The sequence below is a fragment of the Arthrobacter sp. 05T410 genome, from assembly GCF_056396505.1.
Map to the genome: position 1 here is coordinate 172,783 of NZ_JBFTLP010000004.1, position 22,294 is coordinate 195,076.

Consider the following 22,294-nt stretch of genomic DNA (forward strand, 5'->3'; position numbering starts at 1 on the left):
GCACTATTGGTCCTCGCCGAGAACCTTTAGCTGCTCGCGGTATTGCTCCGCCGTCAGTTCACCCCGGGCAAAGCGTTCATCGAGGATCTGCCGGGCCCGGCTCCTGCCCGGGTAGGGCCCCTGCGGTCCCTGCATCCCGCTGTGACTGCCGCCTCCGGCAAACATGCGCACGGCGACCAGTACCAGCAGCGCTATGCCGATGAGCAGGAGTATGCCCCACATCCACATCCAGGCCATATTCATGCCGTAGCCCCACATCAAGACCGGTGCCCTTTCGCCTCAGACCATTGCTATTCCGATTCTTGGGCCGACCTCGGCTGCCCGGTAGAGTCCGAAGGCCTCCCCGTCCGGGAGCCTCGAGCTACACGCACTCACGGATATCGAGTGCGCGCATGCCCGGCCGTGCCCCGCCGGCCAAGGAAATCGGCGTCGCGGTTTCTCAGGTACGTGGGGGATGTGGAGGAGTATCATTCCTTCCGGGGGGCGGGCCTGGAAAGAGAATAGCCATGCTCAAGGACAAGCAAGTCGGCGCAGTGCTACCGGCAGCGGACATCGCCCGTGCACGGGATTTCTACCGCGATAAGCTCGGACTCGAACCCGAGAACGCGGATGCCGAGGACAACCTGCAGTACAAGTGCGGCGGCGGTACCGGGTTCCTCCTGTACCAGACGCCCAATGCCGGAACGGCCAAGAACACGCAGATCGGCTGGGTGGTCGATGACCTTCCGGGTGCCGTTGCGGAACTCCGGGCCAAGGGAGTCGTCTTCGAGGAATACGACTTCCCGGGCCTAAAAACGGAGGACGGCATCGCCACCACTCCGGACGGAAGCTCGGCCGCGTGGTTCCTGGACACGGAGGGCAACATCCTGAGCCTCAACCACATGCCCTAGCGCCGGCCCACAGGATGCGGGCAAGGCTTCCGGGACTGAGATCGCCGGAGGCAACGCCGGATCACGAATCCCGGCCGGAGCGCGACAGCGCCGCCGGCCGGATTTCGTTCGTCCGCGGTCCTACGTGTCGTTGCCGGCTTCCGGGTCCTCTGACCACGCCATGCTGGGTCCAATGGCGTCGATCGCCTGGGACAGCGGAATGCCGGAGCCGTCGCGGCGGCCATGCTCGCCGGGGAGTGAGCGCGCCACACCTGCCAGGGAGGACGCCTTGGCCGGCCCGTGCCCAGCCCAGCCGAGCAGCAGCGTGTCCTCGCCCTTGAGGAAACGGTGTGCCCGCACCCCGGCAGTCGCCCGGCCCTTGACCGGGTACTCGGCCAGGGCGGTGACCTTCGCGGCCCCGGGGGCTGTGCCCGGCAGCGCGCCTTCCGTCCCCGCGATGGTCACGACGACGGCGGCGGCGTCAGCGGGGCTGGCGGTCCCGAAGAACATCACCCGGTCCCCGGCGGCCAGCTTGATCCCGGCCATGCCGCCGGCGGTCCGGCCCTGCGGGCGGACGGCGGAGGCACTGAAACGCAGCAGTTGGGCCTGGCGCGTGATGAAGACGAGGTCGTCGTCGTCGGACCCGGCGGGGGCAACGCCCACCACGGTGTCCTTGTCCTTGAGCGCGATGGCTTCCCAGTCTTCGCGGTTCAGCGGATAGTCCGGCTGCACCCGTTTGACCACGCCCTGGGCGGTTCCGATTGCCAGAACCTGGTCCAGCGGCGCGAAGGCCACCAGCGATTCCCCCTTGAGCAGAGTGATGAAATCCTTGGCCGCTACCCCGCCGGCCATGTTGGGGGTACCCGAGGTTGGCGGCAGCACAGGCATGTCCATGACCTGCAGGCGCAGCATGCGGCCCTGCGAGGTCACGGCGGCGATCTCGCCGCGGGCGGTGGTTTTGACCACGGAGGAGAAGACGTCATGCCGGGTCCGCGGTCCGGCCTCGGCCAGGCTGTCCTGGTTGGCGGTGCGGGCAATCTGCCCGGACACGGTGAGGATGGCCCAGCAAGGATCGTCCGCGATCTCAAGGGCCAGCGGTGCGGCCTTGCCCTTGGCCCCGGCGGCTGCGCCCAGTGCCGCGGCGACGGTGGGGGAGACGGCCTCGGATTCCAGCAGGACGGTCCGGCGCGGTGTGCCGTACTTCTCCGCGATCTCGCCGAGTTCGTCGGACACCAGGGCACGGAGCAGCGCGGGGGAGCCCAGGATCGCTTCAAGCTCCGCGATCTCCCGGCGGAGCTCCTCTTGCTCCTTCTCCAGCTCGACCCGCGAATATTTGGTCAGCTGCCGCAGCCGCAGTTCCAGGATGAAGTTGGCCTGGATCTCGGAGAGATCGTAGATGGACATCAGCCGGGTACGGGCCTCGGCCACCTCGTCGGAGGACCGGATGATCTGGATGACCTCGTCAATGTCCACGATCGCGACCAGGAGGCCCTCGACCAGGTGCAGGCGGTCCTTCTTCTTGCCCAGCCGGAAGGCGGTGCGGCGCCGGACCACATTGATCCGGTGGTCCACGTAGACCGAGAGCAGCTGGAGCAGCCCGAGGGTCTGCGGCTGGCCGTCGACGAGCGTCACATTGTTGATGCCGAAGGAGTCTTCCATCGGGGTGTAGCGGTAGAGCTGCTGGAGCACGGCAGTGGGATTGAAGCCGTTCTTGAGCTCAATGACCAGGCGCAGGCCGTGCTTGCGGTCGGTGAGGTCCACGACGTCGCTGATGCCGGTGAGCTTCTTGGCGTTGACGGCATCCTTGATCTTCTCGATCACCTTCTCGGGGCCCACCATGTAAGGCAGTTCCGTGACCACCAGGCCGGTGCGGCGGGCCGAGAGCTGCTCGATGTCCACCTTTGCCCGGGTTTTGAAGGAGCCGCGGCCGGTGGCATAGGCGTCGCGGATGCCGTCCAGGCCCACAATCCGGCCACCGGTGGGCAGGTCCGGGCCGGGGACGAACCTCATGATGTCCTCGAGCGTGGCGTCCGGGTTGTCGATCAGGTGCCGGGCCGCGGCGATGACCTCCACCAGGTTGTGCGGGGCCATATTGGTGGCCATGCCGACGGCGATGCCCGTCGCGCCGTTGACCAGCAGGTTGGGGAACGCGGCCGGCAGCACGTCCGGCTGGGTCAGCTGGTTGTCGTAGTTGGGAACGAAATCGACGACGTCCTCGTCGAGGTGGTCGGTGAGGGTCAGGGCCGCGGCCGCCAGCCGGGCTTCCGTGTAGCGGGGGGCCGCCGGGCCGTCGTCGAGCGAGCCAAAGTTACCGTGTCCGTCGATCAGCGGCAGCCGCAGGGAAAAGTCCTGGGCCATCCGCACCATGGCGTCGTAGATCGCGGCGTCACCGTGCGGGTGCAGCTTGCCCATGACCTCGCCCACCACGCGGGCGCTCTTGACGTGGCCGCGGTCCGGGCGCAGCCCCATGTCGGACATCATGTAGAGGATCCGCCGCTGGACGGGCTTCAGGCCGTCGCGGGCGTCGGGAAGGGCCCGCGAATAGATCACCGAATAGGCGTATTCGAGGAATGAGCCTTCCATCTCGGACGTGACATCGATATCGACGATGTTCTCAACGAAATCCTGGCTGGGTTCCCCTGCCGGGGGCGTGGTTTGGCGGCGTGCCATAAGGCTGGTGGATCCTTCTGAGGGGTGCTGAACGGGTACTGCGTAAGTTTATGACTAGGCTAAGCCTATGGTGGATCAGCCGGCGGACGGCGTATATCCGGAATATTGGGAAGCCGATGTTGTCCTGCGCGACGGCGGCACGGCGCATGTGCGCCCCATCCACCCCTCCGATGCAGATGCGGTCCAGGCCTTCCACGTGGGCCAGTCCCAGAAGTCCATCTACATGCGCTTCTTCGCCTTCAAGTCCAAGCTTTCCAGCAAGGAACTCAAGCGCTTCACCGAGGTGGACTACAAGGACCGGGTGGCCCTGGTGATCACCATCGGCGGCGAAATCCTGGGCATCGGCCGTTACGACCGGCTCGATGACCCGGCCGAGGCCGAGGTCGCCTTCAACATCGCCGACGCCCACCAAGGCCGCGGCATCGGCTCGATCCTGCTCGAACACCTCGCCGCAGCGGCCCGCGAGAACGGGATCCGCAAGTTCAGCGCCGAGGTGCTTCCGGAGAACCGCAAGATGCTCATGGTCTTCTCCGACGCCGGCTACGACGTCAAACGGCACTTCGACGACGGCGTGGTCAGCCTCGAGTTCAACATCGACCCCACCGACAAATCCCGCGCCGTGATGGAATCCCGCGAGCACCGCGCCGAAGCCCGCAGCATCCAGGAACTGCTCGCTCCGGCGTCCGTGGCCGTGATCGGAGCCAGCCGCAAATGGGGCACCGTGGGCTACCAGCTGCTCGAGCACGTCATCGAAGGCGGCTTCAGCGGACCGGTCTATGCGATCAACCCGGAGGCCCTGGAACTGGCCGGCATGCTCTCCTTCGCCCGGCTCTCCGAGGTTCCCGGCCCGGTCACGCTCGCCATCATCGCGGTCCCGTACGACGAGGTCCCCAAGGTGGTCCAGGAATGCGCGGCCGCCGGGGTCAAGGGAATCGTGGTGGCCACCGCGGGGTACGCGGACGACGGCGAACGCGGCCTGGCGCGCCAGCGCGAACTGGTGCGGCAGGCTCGAGAAAACGGCATGCGCGTGATCGGCCCGGCGTCCCTGGGCATCGTCAACACCAACCCGGCCGTGTCCCTCAACGCCTCTATGGCACCGGCCCTGGCCCGTCGCGGCGGGTTGGGGCTGTTCAGCCAGTCGGCCGCGATCGGCGTCTCGCTCTACGCGGCCTCCAGCCGGCGCCGGGTTGGCATCTCGACCTTCCTCTCGGCCGGCAACCGCGCCGACGTCTCCGGCAACGACATGATGCAGTACTGGGAAGACGACGCCGACACCACGGCGGTGGGCCTGTACCTGGAATCGATCGGCAACCCGCGCAAGTTCTCCCGGCTGGCCCGCCGGCTGGCCCGCACCAAGCCGGTGATTGTGGCCAAGTCCGACGCCATGGGCCTGAACCTGCCGCCCGGGCACTCTGTCCGCACCACCCAGGCTCCCTCGGAAGCGCTGGATGCCATGATGCGGCAGGCCGGGGTGATCCGGGTCGAGACCATCGAAGAGCTCATGGACGTCGCCCAGATCGTCTCGAGCCAGCCGCTGCCCGGGGGCCCCGGAATCGCCGTCTTCAGCAACTCGCGCGCCCTTGGCAAGGTGGTAGCAGACAGTGCCGCCCGCCAGGGGCTCGGCGTGGAACGGATCGTGACAGACGTGGACCTGGACGCGGGCATGTCCCGGGCGCTGCCGGCCCTGCGCCGGAGCCTGCAGGAAACCCTGACCGCGGACACGGTGTACGCCGCGGTGGTCGCGCTGCTGCCGGCGCACGGTCTCACCGTCGAAAAGATCGCCGGAGTGCTGGCCGAATGCTCCGCGGCGGCCGGCAAGCCGGTGGTTGCCGCCTTTAGCGGAATCCTTGATCCCTCCATCTATGTGGAGGGAATGGTCGGCGCCGAACCTGAACAGCCGCACCAGCCCGCGCCCGCTCCGCCGGTCCCGTGCTACTCCAACCCGGGTGCGGCGGTCGCGGCCCTTGCCGCCGTCGTGCGCTACGCCCAGTGGCTGGACCGGGACCAGGGACTGTTCGTGGAGCCCGAAGGGTGCCACCCGGAGGCCGCCCGGGCGGACCTGGAGCTGCTGCTGCGCGATGTGGGCGGCGAGCAGCTCGTCCGGCTGGACCAGGACACGGCCGCCCGGCTGCTGGGCCACTACGGCATCCGGCTGGTCCCGTCCGTCGGGTTCGAGACGGCGGAGGAGGCCGTGGCCGCGGCCGGGCAGCTCGGCTGGCCTGTGGCCTTGAAGACCACGGACCCGGCACTGCGGCACCGGCTGGACCTGGGAGGTGTGCGGCTGGACATCCAGGACGCCGATTCGTTGCGGCGCAACGTGCTGGAGATGCGCAAGTCGCTCGAGCGGTACGGCTCGCCGTCCCTGGAAGTGCAGACCATGGTACCCGTGGGGCAGGCCTGCACTTTCCGCGCCATCGAAGACCCGCTGCTGGGGCCGGTGATCTCCTTCGGCCTGGCCGGAGACGCCGTGAACCTGCTCGATGACTGGGCCCACCGCGTGCCGCCGCTCTCCGGCTCCGACGTCCACGACTTCATCCGGGCGCCCCGGGCGTCGCGGAAGCTTTTCGGCTACCAGGGCCTGCCCGCCGTCGACGTCGCGGCACTCGAGGACCTCGCCGCCCGCCTCACCAGGCTGAAGGACAACCACCCGGAGATCGCGCTGGTGCATTTCAATCCCGTCCTCGCCGGGCCCGATGGTGCCTCGATCCTGGCCGCCGATGTCAGGATCGCGAACGCCGCCCAGCGGACCGACAGTGCGCGCCGGGCGATGCGGAGTTAGGGTCTAACCTCCCCGGCTGCAGCCCGCGTCCAGGGCCCGGCAGTTAGCAAGTCCCATGCTGATCTGTGAAAATGGAGACTATGAGCACCCAGCCTCCAGCACCCAAGCCCCTGGCGACCGCCCCCGCACGCCAGACCGCGCACCACCACGGCCTCCATGACCATAGTGCGCAGGGCCAGAGCCTGGAAGGGGCCCTCCAGCAGGCCGGTTTCTACCCCCGGCTCGTGGCCGACGTCGTCGCCGATGCCCTGGATGGCCGCGATTGCGTGGCCCACCTCGTACATCTCGAGACACACTTCGACCGGGCCGAGGTCCGCCGCCACATCACCGTCCTGGTGTTGACCGACGACATGTTGGTCATCACCCATGTCGACGACCAGCAGCTCGACGAGGCCGGCGAACAGACCGTCGCCCAGGTGTCCACCGAGTCCGTTCCCGTCACCCAGATCCGCTCCGTGGTCTTGAGCTATGTCTACGCCCAGCCGCAGGACTACAAGCCTTCCGACCCTGTCCGCGAGCTGACGTTGTCCATTGCATGGTCCGGCGGCCAGCGCCTCGACATGGGTCCGGCCAGCTGCGGGGACCCGCAGTGCGAGGCCGATCACGGCTACAGCGGCACCATTGCCCAGGAAGACATCGTCCTGCGCATCAGCGCCGAAGCGGACGGCCTGCAGGCCGTACAGGACGCTAAGCTCTTCGCCCGCGCCCTCCGCGCTGTGAACACCGGCTCCGCGGCGCCGGTCCCGCACAACGGGCCCGGGCTGCCGCCCCGACCGCGGATGGGCGTGTTCGGAAACCGCCTCAGCCGCGGCCACCAGCGCTGACATGGCCCATTTCCGTCAGCCTGAGCCCGCCGAAGATCAGCTGCCAGTCCCGGTATTGGCTCCCTCCCTGGCCGCCGGCGCCGCCGCGGCCGTTCCGCTGGCCGCCGGTGCTGGTCCGTCCCCGCTCCCGCCCGCCCCGGCGTTCGGACACCGTTCCATCGCCGAGGTGCTCACCAGCGCCGCCGCCAGCCTGGGAGTCCCGGGGTTTGAGAACAAACTGAACCTTCCGGCCGCCAAACGCGTGTGTGTGGTGCTGGCCGACGGGCTGGGCCGGAACCTGTTGAAGCAGAAGAGCGCCCACACCCCGTTCCTGCGTGCGGTCCAGCAGGCCGGCCAGGGCCAGGTGCCCGTGTCGCTGGACTCGGCGTTCCCGTCCACCACCGCGGCATCCCTCGCCAGCTTCGGCACCGGACTGTCGGCGGGCCAGCACGGCATGGTGGGCTATGACGTCCTGGATCCGGATCAGGACCGGGTAGTGAACATGCTGGGCAACTGGGACGCCGGCGTGGACCCGCGGACGTGGCAGCCGTTCCCCACCGTTTTTGAACGGGCCGCGGAACACGTCGATGTGACGACGGTCAGCCTGCCGCAGTTCAGCACCTCTGCCATGACCGAGGCCGCGCTCCGCGGAGGCCGCTTCCTCACCGGAACCACGTCGCACGCCCGGACCGAAGCGGCCGCCGAGGCCATGGCCGGCGCCGGTCCCTCGCTGATGTACTTCTATGTCAATGAGCTCGACAAGGCCGGGCACCGCCACGGCTGCCAGTCAGCCCAGTGGGAGCACCAGCTGGAAGAGCTCGATGCCACGGTGCGCCGGCTCAACGCCACCCTGCCGGCCGGCACCACGGTGCTGCTGACGGCGGACCACGGAATGGTGGACGTGCCCGAATCGCAGCGGATCGACTACTCCGCGGAGCCGGCGCTGCTCGCCGGGGTGCGGCACACCGCCGGAGAGCCGCGCATGGTCCACCTCTACCTGGAAGATAGGACGGACGACGCCGCCCGCGGCCGCCTGCTGGCCAACTGGCGGTCCCGTTTCGGGGACAGAATATGGGCCTTCACCCGTGAGGAAGCGATCGCGGGCGGCCTGTTCGGCGACGTGAGGGCCGAGGCCGCCTTGCGGATTGGCGACGTCATGATCGCGGCCCGGGACGCGCTGGCGCTTTACGATACACGCAGGGTCCGGCCCACTGCCCTTGAGGTCGTGGGCCAGCACGGTTCCCTGACGAAAGCCGAGCGGGAAGTCCCGCTGCTCTATTTCCAGGCCGACGGTAAAAAAGCGCCCCGCGGCTGAAATCCCTGCCTGAAAATCGGGACGGTAATTCCTGCCTGAAATTCGGGACTGAAATCCCTGCCGGAAACGCTGGCCCGGCTCCTATTGGTCGTTGCGGGTTCCGAAGACGATTTCGTCCCAGCTCGGAACGCTGGAGCGCTTCGGCTTGGCCGGCTGGCGCTCGGGCTGGTCCGTTCCGGCCTCATTCCGGGCAGCGGCGTGGGACTCGCGGTGCTGCCGGCGGGACGTTCCGCCGCCGATCAATTCATCCAGGCCGGGGCTCGCCGTCGGGCCGGTCTTAGGGGCCGGGCGCAGTTGCGAGGCCGCGATGGTGACTTCCCGGGTCTCGGTGCTGACGCCGTCATGCAGTTTCAGGGCATCGTCCTCCTCCGGGAGGCGCGGTGCGAGGCTCAGCCGCGAGAGCATCGAGGGCCTGCCGTCGCGCCGTCGCGTGAAGGGGTCGGTTTCCGACGGGGCGGCCGGCTCCACTGCAGGAACGTCCGGCAGACCAGGGGTGATGAGGGCTGGATCGGTCTCGGCCGGGGCGGGATCGTTCTCCGCAGCCGATTCGGGGATGGCATCCGGTTCCACAGCTGCCGGAAGCCCGGGTGTTTCCGGGACCTCCGAGGGACGGGGGTGGGCAGCGGGGACGCCGGTGGTCAGGAGCGTGGCAAGGGCGTCGTCCGCGTCCTCGTCCACGCCGATCCGCTGGCCGCGGCGGGAACGCAGCATGTCCAGCAGCCCGTCGGCGTCTTGCTCCTGGTGGATTCTGTCCTGCTGGAGCAGCATCTGGTGAATAATGCTGTGCTGGCCGGTCGCTGTGCGGGCGGCGGCCTCGGCATCGGTTTCAAAGTCGAAGGGCCGGTCGGAGACGGCCGTAAGGCGCCGGGTCGGCACGGGGCCTTCGAGCGGCTCAAGTTCGCTCAGCTGCTGGGCCCAGCGGTTGGCGTTTTGCAGGGTCTTCCGGGCGGGGTGGAAGGTCCACAGGGCCGGCGGCTCCTCGCCGATTCCGGCCGGGCCGCCGGGCTTGGGCTCGAAGCGGGCCACCACGTTCCAGCTGCCGTCGGGACGTCGCCAGGAATCCCACTCCAGTGTTGAGGGCTCGACGCCGTAGGCCCTGAGCCGGTGCTCGACCATGTCGCTGAGGGACGCCGGGTTTTCACCGAACACCGACCGGTAGGCGTCGTGGCCCGGGGCGGGGGAGGCGACCTCCACCTTGCGGGCCTGCTGCGCGATGTACTCGCGTTCGGCCAGGACCGGGCCCTCGTAGCGCTGGACTTTCTCCAGCGGAATTCCGGACAGTTCCGCCACTTCGGCGGCGGTGGCCCCGTTGCGAATCCTGGTCTGGATGTCGCGCGGTGACATGGCAATAGGGGGTGCGGCCGCGCTGGACGCGGTCTTCGCCGACGCCCGGCTGGCTGCCACCCGAAGTGCTTCATCGATCGGCAGCTGGAACATCGCGCCGCCGGTGCCACTCAACAGGAGATGCTCTCCGTCGTCGTGGACGCCTACAAGCCGTAGATCCTGCATACAAATCCTCCACCCTGGCATTACTAACAATCGAAACTCTGCCACCAGCCGGACGCATTTCGGGTTAGGACGGCAGGCGCGCCGTGATTTTCCGCGACTTTACGCGACTTTCCGCCGGTTTTTGCCGGTCTGCGGGAGAGATCGGGGCGAGGAGACCGGTGGGCTCTGGCATTCGGGAGGCGCTTAAGCAAAAATGACCCGACACCGGGCACAAAAACCGCATGTCCGGCGTTACAACGGTGAACCGTTCCCGGAGCCCAGGGTTACCATCCCGGCGGGCCACCCAGGAGCGGCGAATCAATCGAACGAATGCGGAGTGTGAGCAACAAATAATGGCGACTGATTACGATGCGCCGCGTAAGACCGAAGAAGACCTCAGCGAGGATTCGATTGAGGCTCTGAAGGCGCGGCGTACGGAGAAGCCTTCCGCCGTGGTGGATGAAGATGAGTCCGACCTCGCCGAAGGCTACGAACTTCCCGGCGCAGACCTGTCAGGGGAGGAACTGCTGGTCCGGGTCCTGCCCGCCCAGGCTGACGAATTCACGTGTGCCTCCTGCTTCCTCGTCCGCCACCGTTCGCAGATTGCCCGCGAAAAGGACGGCCTTAAGTACTGCAAGGATTGCGAGGGCTAGGCACGCGGCAGCCCTGACCAGGACCCCCGATCCCGGGCCCGCATTTCGGGACCGGGGAGGAGGCGACGTGAGGTGCCCTCTGGGAGTTGGGGAGAGCCGTGCAGGGGGCGGTGGGAACTAAGCGTTGAGCGCGGCGATCAGTTGCTCCGGGTGGCGGCTGGACGCCAGCCAGTACGGCGTGCGGTCCGAGGGGTCCTCGATCTCGATCCGGACCACCGGATCCACCCAGCCGCGGATACACAGGAACGCCAGCCCGTTGAGCCGGGTGCCCCGCTCCGCCGTCGCTTCTTTGCCCCGGAACGCCGTGGCCTTGCCCAGGAATCCGCGTTCAATCGTGGCCCTGCCCACCTTCAGGGTGGTCCTCGTGACCGTGATTGACGGCGTGGACAGGACCAGCAGTATGGAGATGATGACGAAGAGCACGATCGCTGCGGTGATGCCGGCCCAGATGCTGATGGGCGCCAGCATGAGGATCCCGGCGCTGGAGAACCCCGCCGCGACCAGCCAGATCCAGAAGTTCGGCCAAAGCTTCTCGGAGTAAAGGGCAGTGGAGTCGCGCGGGGCGCTCTTCGGGGCAGGCGCGGCTGCGCTGGATTCGGGCATAAGCACAGCTTTTCATCTTTCCCGGGCTATTTCACCTCGGCCCCGCCCGGCTCCAGCCCTGGATCAACCCGGAACAACCAGGATCAACCCGCATCCACCGCGCACCAGTCCCGCGGGCGGCGTGCCCGGGCAGGCCAGCGGCGGCTAGGACGATGTTCCTTGCGGGCGTTAGAGTGAGGGACTGTGACTGAAGAAAAAACCGCCGTCGCCAGTGCCGCACCGACGGCCAGCGACGCAGCCTACGGAACGCCCACCTTGACGGTACAGCTGAAAATGCTCGACGACGGGCTCGAGCCGCCGTCGTACGCGCACCCGGGCGACGCGGGCGCTGACCTCCGCGCCCGCGAGGACGTCGTCCTCGCGCCGGGGGAGCGCCGCCTCGTCCCGACGGGCGTCTCGATTGCGCTCCCGGATGGATTCGTTGCGCTGATCCACCCCCGGTCCGGCCTCGCCACCAAGCACGGACTCACGGTGGTGAACGCCCCGGGGACCGTGGACGCCGGCTACCGCGGTGAAATCGCGGTGACACTGCTCAATACGGACCGGGACGAGGCGATCGAGCTCCGCCGCGGCGATAGAATTGCACAAATGGTCATTCAGCGCGTGGAGTACGCCAGGTTCCTCCCGGTCGAGGAGCTCGACGGCTCTGTCCGCGGCGGGGGAGGCTTCGGTTCCACCGGCGGTTTCGGCGGACCGGCCTGAGCGCAGGCCCCGGCAACGCCACGGGAGCCAACTGCGTTTCTGCAGTGCCGCAGGCACTGCAGCACATGCAGGCAATGATGCACGAAATAAGGAGCCGGCCGCGGGGTAGCGGGCGGCCACGCGGACAGGCGCCAGGACGGCGCCGGGCGGCGGTACAGGATCACAACTGAAGGAGACACCCCATGGTTTTTGGGCGCGGCAGGAAAGCCAAACAGGAGCAGCCGACCGGGGCCGATACGGACCAGAACGCTGTGGCCACGGAAGCTGCTGGTGACGCCGCCGCGACACCGGCCGGGAACGTTGCCGAAACCGCCGGCCGGGCCGCGACCGGCCCCTTCGACGTCGCGGAAATCGAAGACCAGGACGGGTACGTGGACCTCGGTGCGCTGCTGATCGCGCCCCGCGAGGGACTCCAGCTCCGCTTGGAGGTTGAAGAGGCGAGCCAGCGCGTCGTCGCCGTCACTATGGACCTGGAGGGCTCGAGCCTTCAGCTGCAGGCCTTCGCCGCCCCCCGTTCCGAGGGCCTGTGGGATGAAATCCGTGAGCAGATCGGGCAGTCGGTCGGCAGCCAGGGCGGCCAGGTCGAGGAGGTCGAGGGCAGCTTCGGCACCGAACTCGTGGCGAAGCTTCCCGCCGGCGGCGCGGACGGCAGCCAGGGCTACCGCGTGGCCCGCTTCATCGGCGTTGATGGCCCGCGCTGGTTCCTCCGCGGAGTCTTCGGCGGCGAGGCAGCCCTTGACCGCGACGCGGCGGCCGGACTGGAGGGGCTCTTCCGGAAGATCGTCGTGGTCCGCGGCGAGAACCCCATGCCGCCGCGTGACCTGCTGCAGCTGCGCCTGCCAAAGGACACCGCCGCTGCACCGTCGCCGCAGGCGGCCCCCGAATTCGAACAGCCCGAACGCGGACCGGAGATAACCCAGATTGGCTGATGCCGCCGGCAAAAAATCCACCGCCGCCATGTCCGTCCGGGACTTGCCGGACCGCGGGCGGGTGCTGTGCCACGGCTTCATCGAGTCCGTCACGTACGTGCCCGCCAACCAGGTGGCTTCCTTCATTGCGATCCTGATCGATCACGACGTGCCTGCGCCCGTCAGCCGTTTCCCGGGATTTGGTGTCAAAGCCGGCTCCGGTGCCGGGACGGCCAGCAGCCTGCCGGCCAGCACCCTGCCGGCCAGCGGCGTGTCCACCCACCGGGTGCGCCCCGGCGCTCAGCGCCAGCGGCCAGCCGGTCCCAAGGAGCGGCTGCGCGTTGTATGGCTGGGCCGGCGCCGGATCCCTGGCGTCGACGCCGGAACGGAGCTCCGGCTTGAGGGCATGGTCACCATCCGCGACGGGCTGCCCACGATCTTCAACCCACGCTACGAAATACTCTCCCGCCAGGAGGAGCAATGACCTTGCCCGAACACCCCGAGCGGGACCGCCCGGAGCGGCCTCAACAAGACACCGACCGGCACGAGCCGGCGGAATCCGCGGACGGCGGCCGGGACATTTCCGCCCCCGTGACCTCCGAGCCCACAACGGCCCAGCCCACAACCGCCGCGCCCACCGTCGCCCAGCTTGCCGGGGACTACGCGGCCAAGGCCGGCCTGCACCGGTCGAGCAACGGCAACATCGACGTGCTGAAAAGCGCCGGCGGCATCCAGGGCATCGCCGAGAGCATCCTCCCGGGCCTGGTCTTCCTGATTGCCTTCACCATCGACCGGGAAAACCTGGCCATGGCCGTCACGGCCTCCCTGGCGGTGGCCGCCGTCTTCACCGTGGCCCGGCTGGTTCAGCGCAAACCGCTGACGCAGGCTCTGGCCGGCTTCATTGGCGTCGGCCTCTCCGCCTGGCTGGCCACCTCGACCGGCAAAGCAGAGAATTTTTACGTCCTGGGGTTCTTCACGAACGTCGGCTACATCCTGGCCATGTCGATCTCCGTGGCCGTGCGCTGGCCGATCGCCGGCCTGCTCTTCGGCTTCATCCGCAACGAGGGCGTGGAATGGCGCAAGGACCCGAAAAGGATCAGGGCGTACAGCATCGGCACATGGGTGATCGTTGCCGTGCTGGTCCTGCGGCTCGTGGTGCAGGTTCCGCTCTACTTCATGGGCGAGCAGGGCCTCGCCGCCCTCGCCACCACCAGGCTCATCATGGGCGCCCCGCTGTACATCCTCGGCATCTGGATTGCCTGGCTGATCACCCGGCCGGCCCCGGTGCCCGCCGCGGCCCCAGAGGCCAACTGACCCGTTGCGCTATCAGATATGGCCGTTCCCAGACTTCGGGAACGGCCATATCTGATAGCGCAACTATTGGGAGCGGAACTGCTCTAGCCGTCGAAGCCGTCGTCCCCGGCCGGCTGGGTGCCGTGGCCGTGCTGGTCCGAGGTCACCGGGTGCTGGTCCTCCAGCGGGGATTCGGGTGCCAGCAGGGCGCGGAGGTCGTCCTCGGCGGCGATCGTGGTGACAAAGAACAGTTCGTCGCCGCCGTCGATCACGTCGTCGCGGCTCGGCGTGATGGGCGCCTGGTCCCGCAGGATCGCGACGAGGGTGGCGTCTTCGGGCCACTGGACATCGCCCACGGTCAGCCCGATCACATGCGAGTCGTGCGGGACCGTGAACTCCACCAGCGAGGACACCCCGGTCTGCAGTGTCAGCAGCCGCACCAGGTCGCCGATCTCCACCGCCTCCTCCACCAGGGCGGTCATCAGCTGCGGGGTGTTGACCGCGACGTCGACGCCCCAGGAGTCGTCGAACATCCAGTCGTTCTTGGGGTTGTTGACCCGGCCGACGGTACGCCCGACACCGAATTCCGTCTTCGCCAGCAGCGAGACCACCAGGTTGACCTTGTCGTCACCGGTGGCGGAGACCACGACGTCGGCGTCCTCGAGTTTGGCGTCCTGCAGCGTGCTCAGCTCGCAGGCATCACCGACCAGCCAGTGGGCTCCGCGCAGCCCGCTCCGGCCGATCACCTCCGGCTTCTCGTCGATCAGCAGGATTTCGTGCTTGTGGGCCAATAACTCGCGGGCGATCGAGGACCCGACGCTTCCGGCACCGACGATGACGACTTTCACTCAGGACTCCTTGGCGGGGGATTTGGCGAGAATGTGGCCGATCTCGGAGCTCCGGTCCACGTTCAGCATGGCGTGGACAGTGTCGCCGTCCTGATAAGACGTGGCGGCAGCGGGCAGCATGCCCTCGCCGAACCGGGTCAGATACGCGATCCGGATGCCGGCCGCCTTCTCGATCGAGGAGATCGGGTGCCCGATCCAGTCGGGGTTGAGGTCAACCTCCGCGAGCACCAGCCGGCCCGAGGGCTCCCGGAAGTCACCGGCGATGTGCTGTTCGGGCAGGATGCGGCGCAGCACCTGGTCGGCGCTCCAGCGGACCGCGGCGACCGTGGGAATGCCGAGGCGCTGGTAGATTTCGGCGCGGCCCGGGTCATAGATCCTGGCCACCACATGGGGCACGTGGAAGGTCTCCCGCGCCACCCGGGTGGCGAGGATGTTGGAGTTGTCGCCGCTGGAAACCGCCGCGAAGGCATAGGCTTCCTCGACGCCGGCGCGCTTCATCGTCTCGCGGTCAAACCCGACCCCCGTGACCTTCCGTCCGGAAAATCCTGTGCGGAGCCGCCGGAAGGCGCGGTCATCCTGGTCGATGATGGCCACCGAATGCCCGGCGTCCTCGAGCGTGTGTGCCAGGGTTGCCCCGACACGGCCACAACCCATGATCACGAAGTGCGCCACATGGGCCTCCTCTTGGTTCTGCGTCTGATACTGCGTAAAACTCTACCGGCCACGCGGTCCCGGAAGGCCACGGGCACGGGGCGCCGGCCGGCGCCCTTGCGCACACCGACTTCGCCGTCATGACATCGCGTCCGAATCAGACTAGCTTTGTGTGGTGCTGACAATTTTCAATGCCGTGAAGCGGGTGCTGGTAGGCAAGCCCTTCCGGAACGACCGTCTGGCCCACACGCTCTTGCCGAAGCGGATCGCGCTGCCCATTTTCGCCTCGGATGCATTGTCCTCCGTGGCCTATGCCCCTGACGAAATCCTCCTGACCCTGGCCATCGCCGGCGTGAGCGCTGTCGCCGTCGCCCCGTGGGTGGGCCTCGCCGTCATGGTGGTGCTCCTGACCGTGGTGGCCTCCTACCGCCAGAACGTCCACGCCTACCCCTCCGGCGGCGGCGACTACGAGATCGCCAACGTCAACCTCGGCAAATTTGCCGGCCTCACCGTCGCCTCGGCGCTGCTGGTCGACTACGTCCTGACCGTGGCCGTGTCCATGTCCTCGGCCGCGACCTACCTGACCACCGCCGTGCCCTCGCTGCACGGACAACAGGCGGCGATTGCCACGATCGGCGTCATCATCCTGGCCCTGGTGAACCTGCGCGGCATCAGGGAGGCGGGCAGTGTCTTCGCCGTCCCGACCTACATCTTCATGGCCTCCATCCTGGGCATGACCGCCGTCGGGATCTACCAGGCCGTGACAGGCCAGCTGGGGCAGGCACCGTCGGCGGCGTTCGAGATTGTGCCGGAGCCGGGCTTCGACGAGGGACTTGTCGGCCTGGCCGGCGCGTTCCTGCTGCTGCGTGCCTTCTCCTCCGGCGCGGCGGCGCTGACCGGCGTCGAGGCCATCAGCAATGGTGTGCCCAACTTCCAGAAGCCCAAGAGCAAGAACGCGGCCACCACACTGCTCCTGCTTGGCGTGATTGCCTCCGCCATGCTGGCGGGCATCATCTACCTGGCCAACGCCACCAAGGTGCACATCGTGCTGGACCCGGCGACCGAATTCCTCCTGAACGGCAAACCGCTGGAAGAGGGGTACATCCAGAACCCGGCCATCAGCCAGATCGCGCAGACAGTCTTCGGCGAGGGGTCCATCCCGTTCTACATCGTGGTGGCCGCCACCGGCGTCATCCTCGTGTTCGCCTCCAACACGGCGTTCAACGGTTTTCCGGTGCTCGGCTCGATCCTGGCACAGGACGGCTACCTGCCGCGCCAGCTGCGGACCCGTGGCGACCGGCTGGCCTTCAGCAACGGTGTCCTGGCCCTGGCGGCCGGCGCCCTGGTGCTGATCATCGCCTTCAACGCCGACGTCACAAAGCTCATCCAGCTCTACATCGTGGGCGTCTTCATCTCCTTCACGATGAGCCAGCTGGGCATGATCCGGCACTGGGGACGGGAGCTGAAGCTTTCCAAGGAACCTGCCGTGCGGTTGCGCATCATCAAGTCCCGGACCATAAACACGGTGGGCTTTTGCATGACCGCCCTGGTCTTGGTGATCGTCCTGATCACCAAGTTCTCGCAGGGCGCCTGGATCGCGCTGCTGGCCATGTTCGTGCTGTTCCTGATCATGTGGAGCATCCGGGCGCATTATGACAACGTGGCCAAGGAACTCGCCGTGGACGAGGACTCCTCGCCGCGCGCGCTGCCCACCCGGGTGCACGCCGTGCTGCTCGTCTCGCACGTGCGCAAGCCGGTGTTGCGCGCCCTCGCCTACGCCCGGGCCTCCCGCCCGTCGCGGCTGGACGCCATTACCGTGGACATCAGCTCCGAGGAGACCGAGGCGACAGTTGCGGACTGGGAGAAGCTCGAAATCCCTGTGCCGCTGACCGTCCTTGCCAGCCCGTTCCGCGAAACGGTGACTCCGATCATGGACTACATCAAGAGCATGCGCCGGGATTCGCCGCGCGACCTGATCGTGGTCTACATCCCGGAGTACGTCGTGGGCAAATGGTGGGAGCAACTGGTCCACAACCAGACCGCGCTGCGCATCAAAACCCGGCTGCACTTCGAGCCCGGGGTCATGGTGTGCAGTGTGCCGTGGCAGCTGAAATCGTCCGAAGAAGCCAAGAAACTGCAGGATATCCAATGACCCCCGACACCCGGACGCACACCCACACCGAGACCCGCACCGAGCTGACGCTCGACGTCGGACCCGTCGCCCACGGCGGCCACTGTGTGGCCCGGCACGAGGGACGCGTCATCTTCGTCCGGCACGGGATTCCCGGCGAAAAGGTCCGCGTCCGGCTCACCGACGACGGCCCGGCCGCGAAATTCTGGCGCGCCGATGTGGTGGAGGTCCTGGAGGCCTCCCCGGACCGCGTGTCGCACTTCTGGGACCTCGCCGATTCCGCACGTTCCTGGTCGCACCGGCACCCGCCCGTCGGCGGCGCCGAACTTGGCCACATCTCCCTGGCCCGCCAGCGCAGCCTCAAGGCCGAGGTCCTGGCCGAACAACTCAAGCGGCTGGCCGGCGTCGAACTTGCGCCGGCAGAGCAGATCACAGTCGAGGCCGTCGGCGAGGCGGCAGGCGCCGGCGCAGGCGCGCCGGAGGATGCCGGCAGCGCGGGGGAGCCGGCCGCTTCCGGCCTGGGCTGGCGGACGCGCGCCGGCTTCGCCGTGACACAGGCCGGCAAGCTGGGCATGCACGCCCACCGCTCCGATGCCATCCTGCCCGTGCGCGAGATGCCGCTGGCCGTGGACGGAATCAACGCGCTCCGGCTCTGGGACATCGACCTGCAGGGCATCGACCGGATCGAGGTTGCCGCGCCGGCGAACGGCTCCCGGCCGCTGGTGCTGCTGGTGCCAGCCCCGGGAACCCGGTCCAAGCGGCTCAGCGGCATCCTGGCCCAGCTGCCCGACGACGTCTCGGTCGCCAGCCTGGACCCGGCCACCGGCGAGGTGCTGCAGTTGCGCGGCCGCACCTACGTCCAGGAGTCGGCCGCGGGCCACGAGTACCGGGTTACCGGCGACGGCTTCTGGCAGATCCACCGGGATGCCCCGGAGACACTCGTCGGCGCCGTCACCGGCTTCCTGCACGACGGCGGCTACCTCGCGCCGGGCTCGGTGGTGGCTGACCTGTACGCCGGGGCCGGGCTGTTCACGGCACCGCTGGCTGATGCCGTGGGCGTGACCGGATCCGTGCTCTCGGTCGAGGGAGCACCCGGAACCAGCCGCGATGCACGCAAGAACCTGCACGACGCCGCCCAGGTCGAGATCGTCCAGGGCCGCGTGGAGCGGGTGCTGCGGCAGAAACCGCGCAACTTCGACGCCCTGATCCTGGACCCGCCACGCGCAGGTGCCGGTAAGGCGGTAGTCAAACAGCTGATCGACGCCGGTCCCCGGGCCGTCGCCTACGTCTCCTGCGATCCGGCCTCGTTCGCCCGCGACCTGGGCTATTTCCGGCAGGGCGGCTGGGGCCTGGCCGGGCTGCGTGCCTTCGACCTGTACCCGCACACCCACCACATGGAGACTGTGGCGTTGCTGACTCCTCAACCGTGATGCCACTAGGATGGGCGTAGTAGTCCGTCGTCGCGCTCCATCACCGCTGCTTTTAATTTGACTGGTGTTGATGTAACGGCCGTTCCCTGCGTTTCTTACCTGCATTGCGTACCACGTTGTACTGATGCCTGTATTAGTTAGGCCGCCCTAACTAGCAAGGGTCCTGCGGCGCGACAAAGATGAAACTGTTGCGAGAGGAGTCCTGCGAATGAGCATTGTGGACAGTTTCGGTTCAAAAGGCAAACTTAATGTAGCCGGAACCGAATATGAAATTTTCCGGTTGAACTCCGTCGAAGGTGCAGAGAACCTTCCGTTCAGCCTCAAGGTATTGCTTGAAAACCTGTTGAGGACCGAGGACGGTGCCAACATCACGGCCGACCACGTCCGTGCGCTGGCAGGCTGGGATCCCAGCGCCGAGCCCGACACCGAGATCCAGTTCACGCCGGCGCGTGTGATCATGCAGGACTTCACCGGCGTGCCCTGCGTCGTTGACCTCGCCACCATGCGTGAGGCCGTCAAGGAGCTCGGCGGCGACCCGAAGCGGGTCAACCCCTTGGCGCCGGCCGAAATGGTCATTGACCACTCGGTCCAGATTGACGCCTTCGGCAACTCCGGCGCACTGGAGCGCAACATGGAGATCGAATACCAGCGCAACGGTGAGCGTTACCAGTTCCTGCGCTGGGGCCAGACTGCATTCGATGACTTCAAGGTCGTCCCGCCGGGCACCGGCATTGTGCACCAGGTCAACATCGAGTACCTGGCCCGCACCGTTATGACCCGTGAAGTCGACGGCGTTGTCCGCGCTTACCCGGACACCTGCGTCGGCACCGACTCGCACACCACCATGGTCAACGGCCTGGGCGTGCTGGGCTGGGGCGTTGGCGGCATCGAGGCCGAGGCTGCCATGCTCGGCCAGCCCGTGTCCATGCTCATCCCGCGCGTCGTGGGCTTCAAGCTCACCGGCTCCATCCCGGCCGGCGCCACCGCCACCGACGTCGTCCTGACCATCACCGAGCAGCTGCGCAAGCACGGTGTGGTCGGCAAGTTCGTCGAGTTCTACGGTGAAGGCGTCGCGGCTGTGCCGCTGGCCAACCGTGCAACGATCGGCAACATGAGCCCGGAGTTCGGCTCCACCGCCGCGATGTTCCCGATCGACGACGTCACCCTCGACTACCTGCGCCTCACCGGCCGGTCCGACGAGAACGTCGCCCTCGTGGAGTCCTACGCGAAGGAACAGGGCCTCTGGCACGATCCCTCCCGCGAGATCAAGTTCTCCGAGTACCTCGAGCTGGACCTGTCGACGGTTGTTCCGTCGATCTCCGGCCCGAAGCGCCCGCAGGACCGCATCATCCTCACCGAGTCCAAGGCCCAGTTCCGCGAGGACCTGCGCAACTACGTGAAGGAAGACCTGGCCGGCGGAAGCCTGGACGAAGCGATCGACGAAAGCTTCCCGGCTTCGGACTCGCCCTCATTCACCGCCTCAGCGTCGCACCTGAGTGACGTGGCCCCGCACGCGCATGGCCCGAAGTCCAACGGCCGCCCGTCCAACACGGTCAGCGTCAAGACCGCGGACGGACGCGAGTTCGAGCTGGACCACGGCGCGGTGTCGATCGCCTCGATCACCTCCTGCACCAACACGTCCAACCCGTCCGTGATGCTGGCCGCCGCACTGCTGGCCCGCAACGCCGTCGACAAGGGCCTGACGTCCAAGCCGTGGGTCAAGACCTCCGTGGCTCCCGGCTCCAAGGTAGTCACCGACTACTACAACAAGTCGGGCCTGACCCCTTACCTGGAGAAGCTCGGCTTCTACATCGTGGGCTACGGCTGCGCCACCTGCATCGGCAACTCCGGTCCGCTCGACGCCGAGATCTCCGAGGCCATCCAGGCCAACGATCTCTCCGTCACCGCCGTGCTGTCCGGCAACCGCAACTTCGAAGGCCGGATCAACCCGGACGTAAAGATGAACTACCTGGCCTCCCCGCCGCTGGTCATCGCCTACGCCCTTGCCGGCACCATGGACTTCGACTTCGACAACGACGCCCTGGGCCAGGACGAGGCCGGCAACGACGTCTTCCTGAAGGACATCTGGCCGAACCCGGTCGAGGTCCAGCAGGTCATCGATTCCTCGATCGACAAGGAAATGTTTGCCCGCGGCTACGAAGGCGTCTTTGAGGGCGACGATCGCTGGAAGGCGCTCGACACCCCCGCCGGCGACACCTTCGCCTGGGACGAGAAGTCCACGTACGTCCGTAAGCCCCCGTACTTCGAGGGCATGAAGGCCCAGCCGGAGCCGGTCCAGGACATCACCGGTGCGCGAGTGCTGCTCAAGCTCGGCGACTCCGTCACCACGGACCACATCTCCCCGGCCGGTTCCTTCAAGTCGGACACCCCGGCCGGCCAGTACCTGCTGGCCAACGGTGTGGAGCGCAAGGACTTCAACTCCTACGGCTCACGCCGTGGCAACCACGAGGTCATGATCCGCGGCACGTTCGCGAACATCCGCATCAAGAACCAGCTCCTGGACGGCGTGGAGGGCGGCTTCACGCGCGACTTCACCCAGGCCGACGGCCCGCAGGCCTACGTCTACGACGCCGCACAGAACTACCAGGCTGCCGGCACCGCGCTGGTGGTCCTGGCAGGCAAGGAGTACGGCTCGGGTTCGTCCCGTGACTGGGCCGCCAAGGGCACCGCGCTCCTGGGCGTCAAGGCTGTCGTTGCCGAGAGCTACGAGCGCATCCACCGCTCCAACCTGATCGGCATGGGTGTCCTCCCGCTGCAGTACCCGGCCGGCCAGAACGCCGCCAGCCTGGGCCTGACCGGTACGGAAACCTACGCAGTTGAGGGCGTCACCGCCCTGAACGACGGCACCACGCCGAAGACCCTCAAGGTCACGGCCACCGCTGAAGACGGTACCGTCACGTCCTTCGACGCCGTCCTGCGCATCGATACCCCGGGCGAGGCAGACTACTACCGCAACGGCGGCATCCTGCAGTACGTCCTGCGCCAGATCTCCGCGCACTAGCGGAGCTGCCGGGCACGCTCCGGTAACGCATGCAAAGGCCCCGGCCGGTCAATGACCGGCCGGGGCCTTTGCGTTCCCGGTTTCGGCCGCGGGTGCTGGATCTGGAGCGGGGGAGCGGAGAGCGTGAAG

The 22,294-nt window shown here is 67.6% G+C and carries 18 protein-coding genes; 12 read left to right on the plus strand and 6 right to left on the minus strand.

What is annotated here, in order from left to right; translation table 11 throughout:
* Nucleotides 1–3: 3 nt before the first annotated feature.
* Nucleotides 4–261: an SHOCT domain-containing protein gene (locus AC1DFR_RS07640; RefSeq protein ID WP_026537025.1), complete on the minus strand. Its 258-nt coding sequence runs from the start codon at nt 259–261 to the stop codon at nt 4–6.
* Between the two features lie 245 nt (nt 262–506).
* Between AC1DFR_RS07640 and AC1DFR_RS07645 the strand changes: the two genes are divergently transcribed.
* Nucleotides 507–890, plus strand: coding sequence for a VOC family protein (locus AC1DFR_RS07645; protein ID WP_223917085.1), 384 nt, complete (start codon nt 507–509; stop codon nt 888–890).
* Between the two features lie 120 nt (nt 891–1,010).
* On the opposite strand, the gene AC1DFR_RS07650 is transcribed toward AC1DFR_RS07645, so the two are convergent.
* Nucleotides 1,011–3,539 carry a DNA gyrase/topoisomerase IV subunit A gene (locus tag AC1DFR_RS07650; protein WP_476873094.1) on the minus strand — a complete coding sequence of 843 codons (2,529 nt, stop codon included), beginning with the start codon at nt 3,537–3,539 and terminating at the stop codon, nt 1,011–1,013.
* A gap of 67 nt (nt 3,540–3,606) precedes the next feature.
* On the opposite strand from AC1DFR_RS07650, the gene AC1DFR_RS07655 reads away from it, so the two are divergent.
* From AC1DFR_RS07655 to AC1DFR_RS07665, 3 genes are all read left to right on the plus strand, one after another.
* Nucleotides 3,607–6,318, plus strand: coding sequence for a bifunctional acetate--CoA ligase family protein/GNAT family N-acetyltransferase (locus AC1DFR_RS07655; protein ID WP_223917081.1), 2,712 nt, complete (start codon nt 3,607–3,609; stop codon nt 6,316–6,318).
* Nucleotides 6,319–6,398: 80 nt separating this feature from the next.
* A complete protein-coding gene (locus AC1DFR_RS07660; RefSeq protein WP_223917079.1) occupies nt 6,399–7,142 on the plus strand; it encodes a DUF5998 family protein in 744 nt (247 codons plus the stop codon).
* Nucleotides 7,143–7,209: 67 nt separating this feature from the next.
* A complete protein-coding gene (locus AC1DFR_RS07665; protein WP_476850477.1) occupies nt 7,210–8,436 on the plus strand; it encodes an alkaline phosphatase family protein in 1,227 nt (408 codons plus the stop codon).
* 81 nt (nt 8,437–8,517) lie between these two features.
* On the opposite strand, the gene sepH is transcribed toward AC1DFR_RS07665, so the two are convergent.
* Nucleotides 8,518–9,945, minus strand: coding sequence for a septation protein SepH (gene sepH / locus AC1DFR_RS07670; protein WP_476873095.1), 1,428 nt, complete (start codon nt 9,943–9,945; stop codon nt 8,518–8,520).
* Between the two features lie 332 nt (nt 9,946–10,277).
* Between sepH and AC1DFR_RS07675 the strand changes: the two genes are divergently transcribed.
* Nucleotides 10,278–10,577, plus strand: a complete 300-nt coding sequence (locus tag AC1DFR_RS07675) for a DUF4193 domain-containing protein (protein ID WP_018772415.1) — start codon at nt 10,278–10,280, stop codon at nt 10,575–10,577.
* A gap of 117 nt (nt 10,578–10,694) precedes the next feature.
* Here the strand turns inward: AC1DFR_RS07675 and AC1DFR_RS07680 are convergent, their stop codons facing one another.
* Nucleotides 10,695–11,180 carry a DUF3093 domain-containing protein gene (locus tag AC1DFR_RS07680; protein ID WP_230010966.1) on the minus strand — a complete coding sequence of 162 codons (486 nt, stop codon included), beginning with the start codon at nt 11,178–11,180 and terminating at the stop codon, nt 10,695–10,697.
* 183 nt (nt 11,181–11,363) lie between these two features.
* Here AC1DFR_RS07680 and dut point away from each other — a divergent pair, with 183 nt between their 5' ends.
* The 4 genes from dut to AC1DFR_RS07700 all read left to right on the plus strand — a co-directional run bounded on the left by dut (nt 11,364) and on the right by AC1DFR_RS07700 (nt 14,104).
* Complete coding sequence (dut, locus tag AC1DFR_RS07685; RefSeq protein WP_476873096.1) at nt 11,364–11,882, plus strand: dUTP diphosphatase; 519 nt, start codon at nt 11,364–11,366, stop codon at nt 11,880–11,882.
* A gap of 182 nt (nt 11,883–12,064) precedes the next feature.
* Nucleotides 12,065–12,811 (plus strand): DUF3710 domain-containing protein, encoded by a 747-nt coding sequence (locus AC1DFR_RS07690; RefSeq protein ID WP_476850469.1) that lies wholly within the window; start codon nt 12,065–12,067, stop codon nt 12,809–12,811.
* Nucleotides 12,804–13,274, plus strand: a complete 471-nt coding sequence (locus AC1DFR_RS07695; RefSeq protein WP_476850470.1) for a hypothetical protein — start codon at nt 12,804–12,806, stop codon at nt 13,272–13,274. Before AC1DFR_RS07690 ends, AC1DFR_RS07695 begins: the two co-directional genes overlap by 8 nt.
* Nucleotides 13,271–14,104, plus strand: a complete 834-nt coding sequence (locus tag AC1DFR_RS07700) for a DUF3159 domain-containing protein (RefSeq protein WP_476873097.1) — start codon at nt 13,271–13,273, stop codon at nt 14,102–14,104. The genes AC1DFR_RS07695 and AC1DFR_RS07700 overlap by 4 nt, the downstream gene beginning before the upstream one ends.
* An 83-nt stretch (nt 14,105–14,187) precedes the next feature.
* Here AC1DFR_RS07700 and AC1DFR_RS07705 read toward each other — a convergent pair whose 3' ends face one another.
* Together AC1DFR_RS07705 and AC1DFR_RS07710 are read right to left on the minus strand one after the other, a co-directional pair.
* Nucleotides 14,188–14,931 (minus strand): potassium channel family protein, encoded by a 744-nt coding sequence (locus AC1DFR_RS07705; RefSeq protein WP_018772421.1) that lies wholly within the window; start codon nt 14,929–14,931, stop codon nt 14,188–14,190.
* Nucleotides 14,932–15,603, minus strand: coding sequence for a potassium channel family protein (locus AC1DFR_RS07710; protein ID WP_079553719.1), 672 nt, complete (start codon nt 15,601–15,603; stop codon nt 14,932–14,934). It abuts the gene before it with no gap.
* Nucleotides 15,604–15,757: 154 nt separating this feature from the next.
* Here AC1DFR_RS07710 and AC1DFR_RS07715 point away from each other — a divergent pair, with 154 nt between their 5' ends.
* From AC1DFR_RS07715 to AC1DFR_RS07725, 3 genes are all read left to right on the plus strand, one after another.
* Nucleotides 15,758–17,734: an APC family permease gene (locus AC1DFR_RS07715; RefSeq protein ID WP_476873098.1), complete on the plus strand. Its 1,977-nt coding sequence runs from the start codon at nt 15,758–15,760 to the stop codon at nt 17,732–17,734.
* Nucleotides 17,731–19,143 (plus strand): class I SAM-dependent RNA methyltransferase, encoded by a 1,413-nt coding sequence (locus tag AC1DFR_RS07720; protein WP_476873099.1) that lies wholly within the window; start codon nt 17,731–17,733, stop codon nt 19,141–19,143. Before AC1DFR_RS07715 ends, AC1DFR_RS07720 begins: the two co-directional genes overlap by 4 nt.
* Before the next feature lie 208 nt (nt 19,144–19,351).
* Nucleotides 19,352–22,165 carry an aconitate hydratase gene (locus AC1DFR_RS07725; RefSeq protein WP_476873100.1) on the plus strand — a complete coding sequence of 938 codons (2,814 nt, stop codon included), beginning with the start codon at nt 19,352–19,354 and terminating at the stop codon, nt 22,163–22,165.
* The last annotated feature ends 129 nt before the right edge of the window (nt 22,166–22,294 follow it).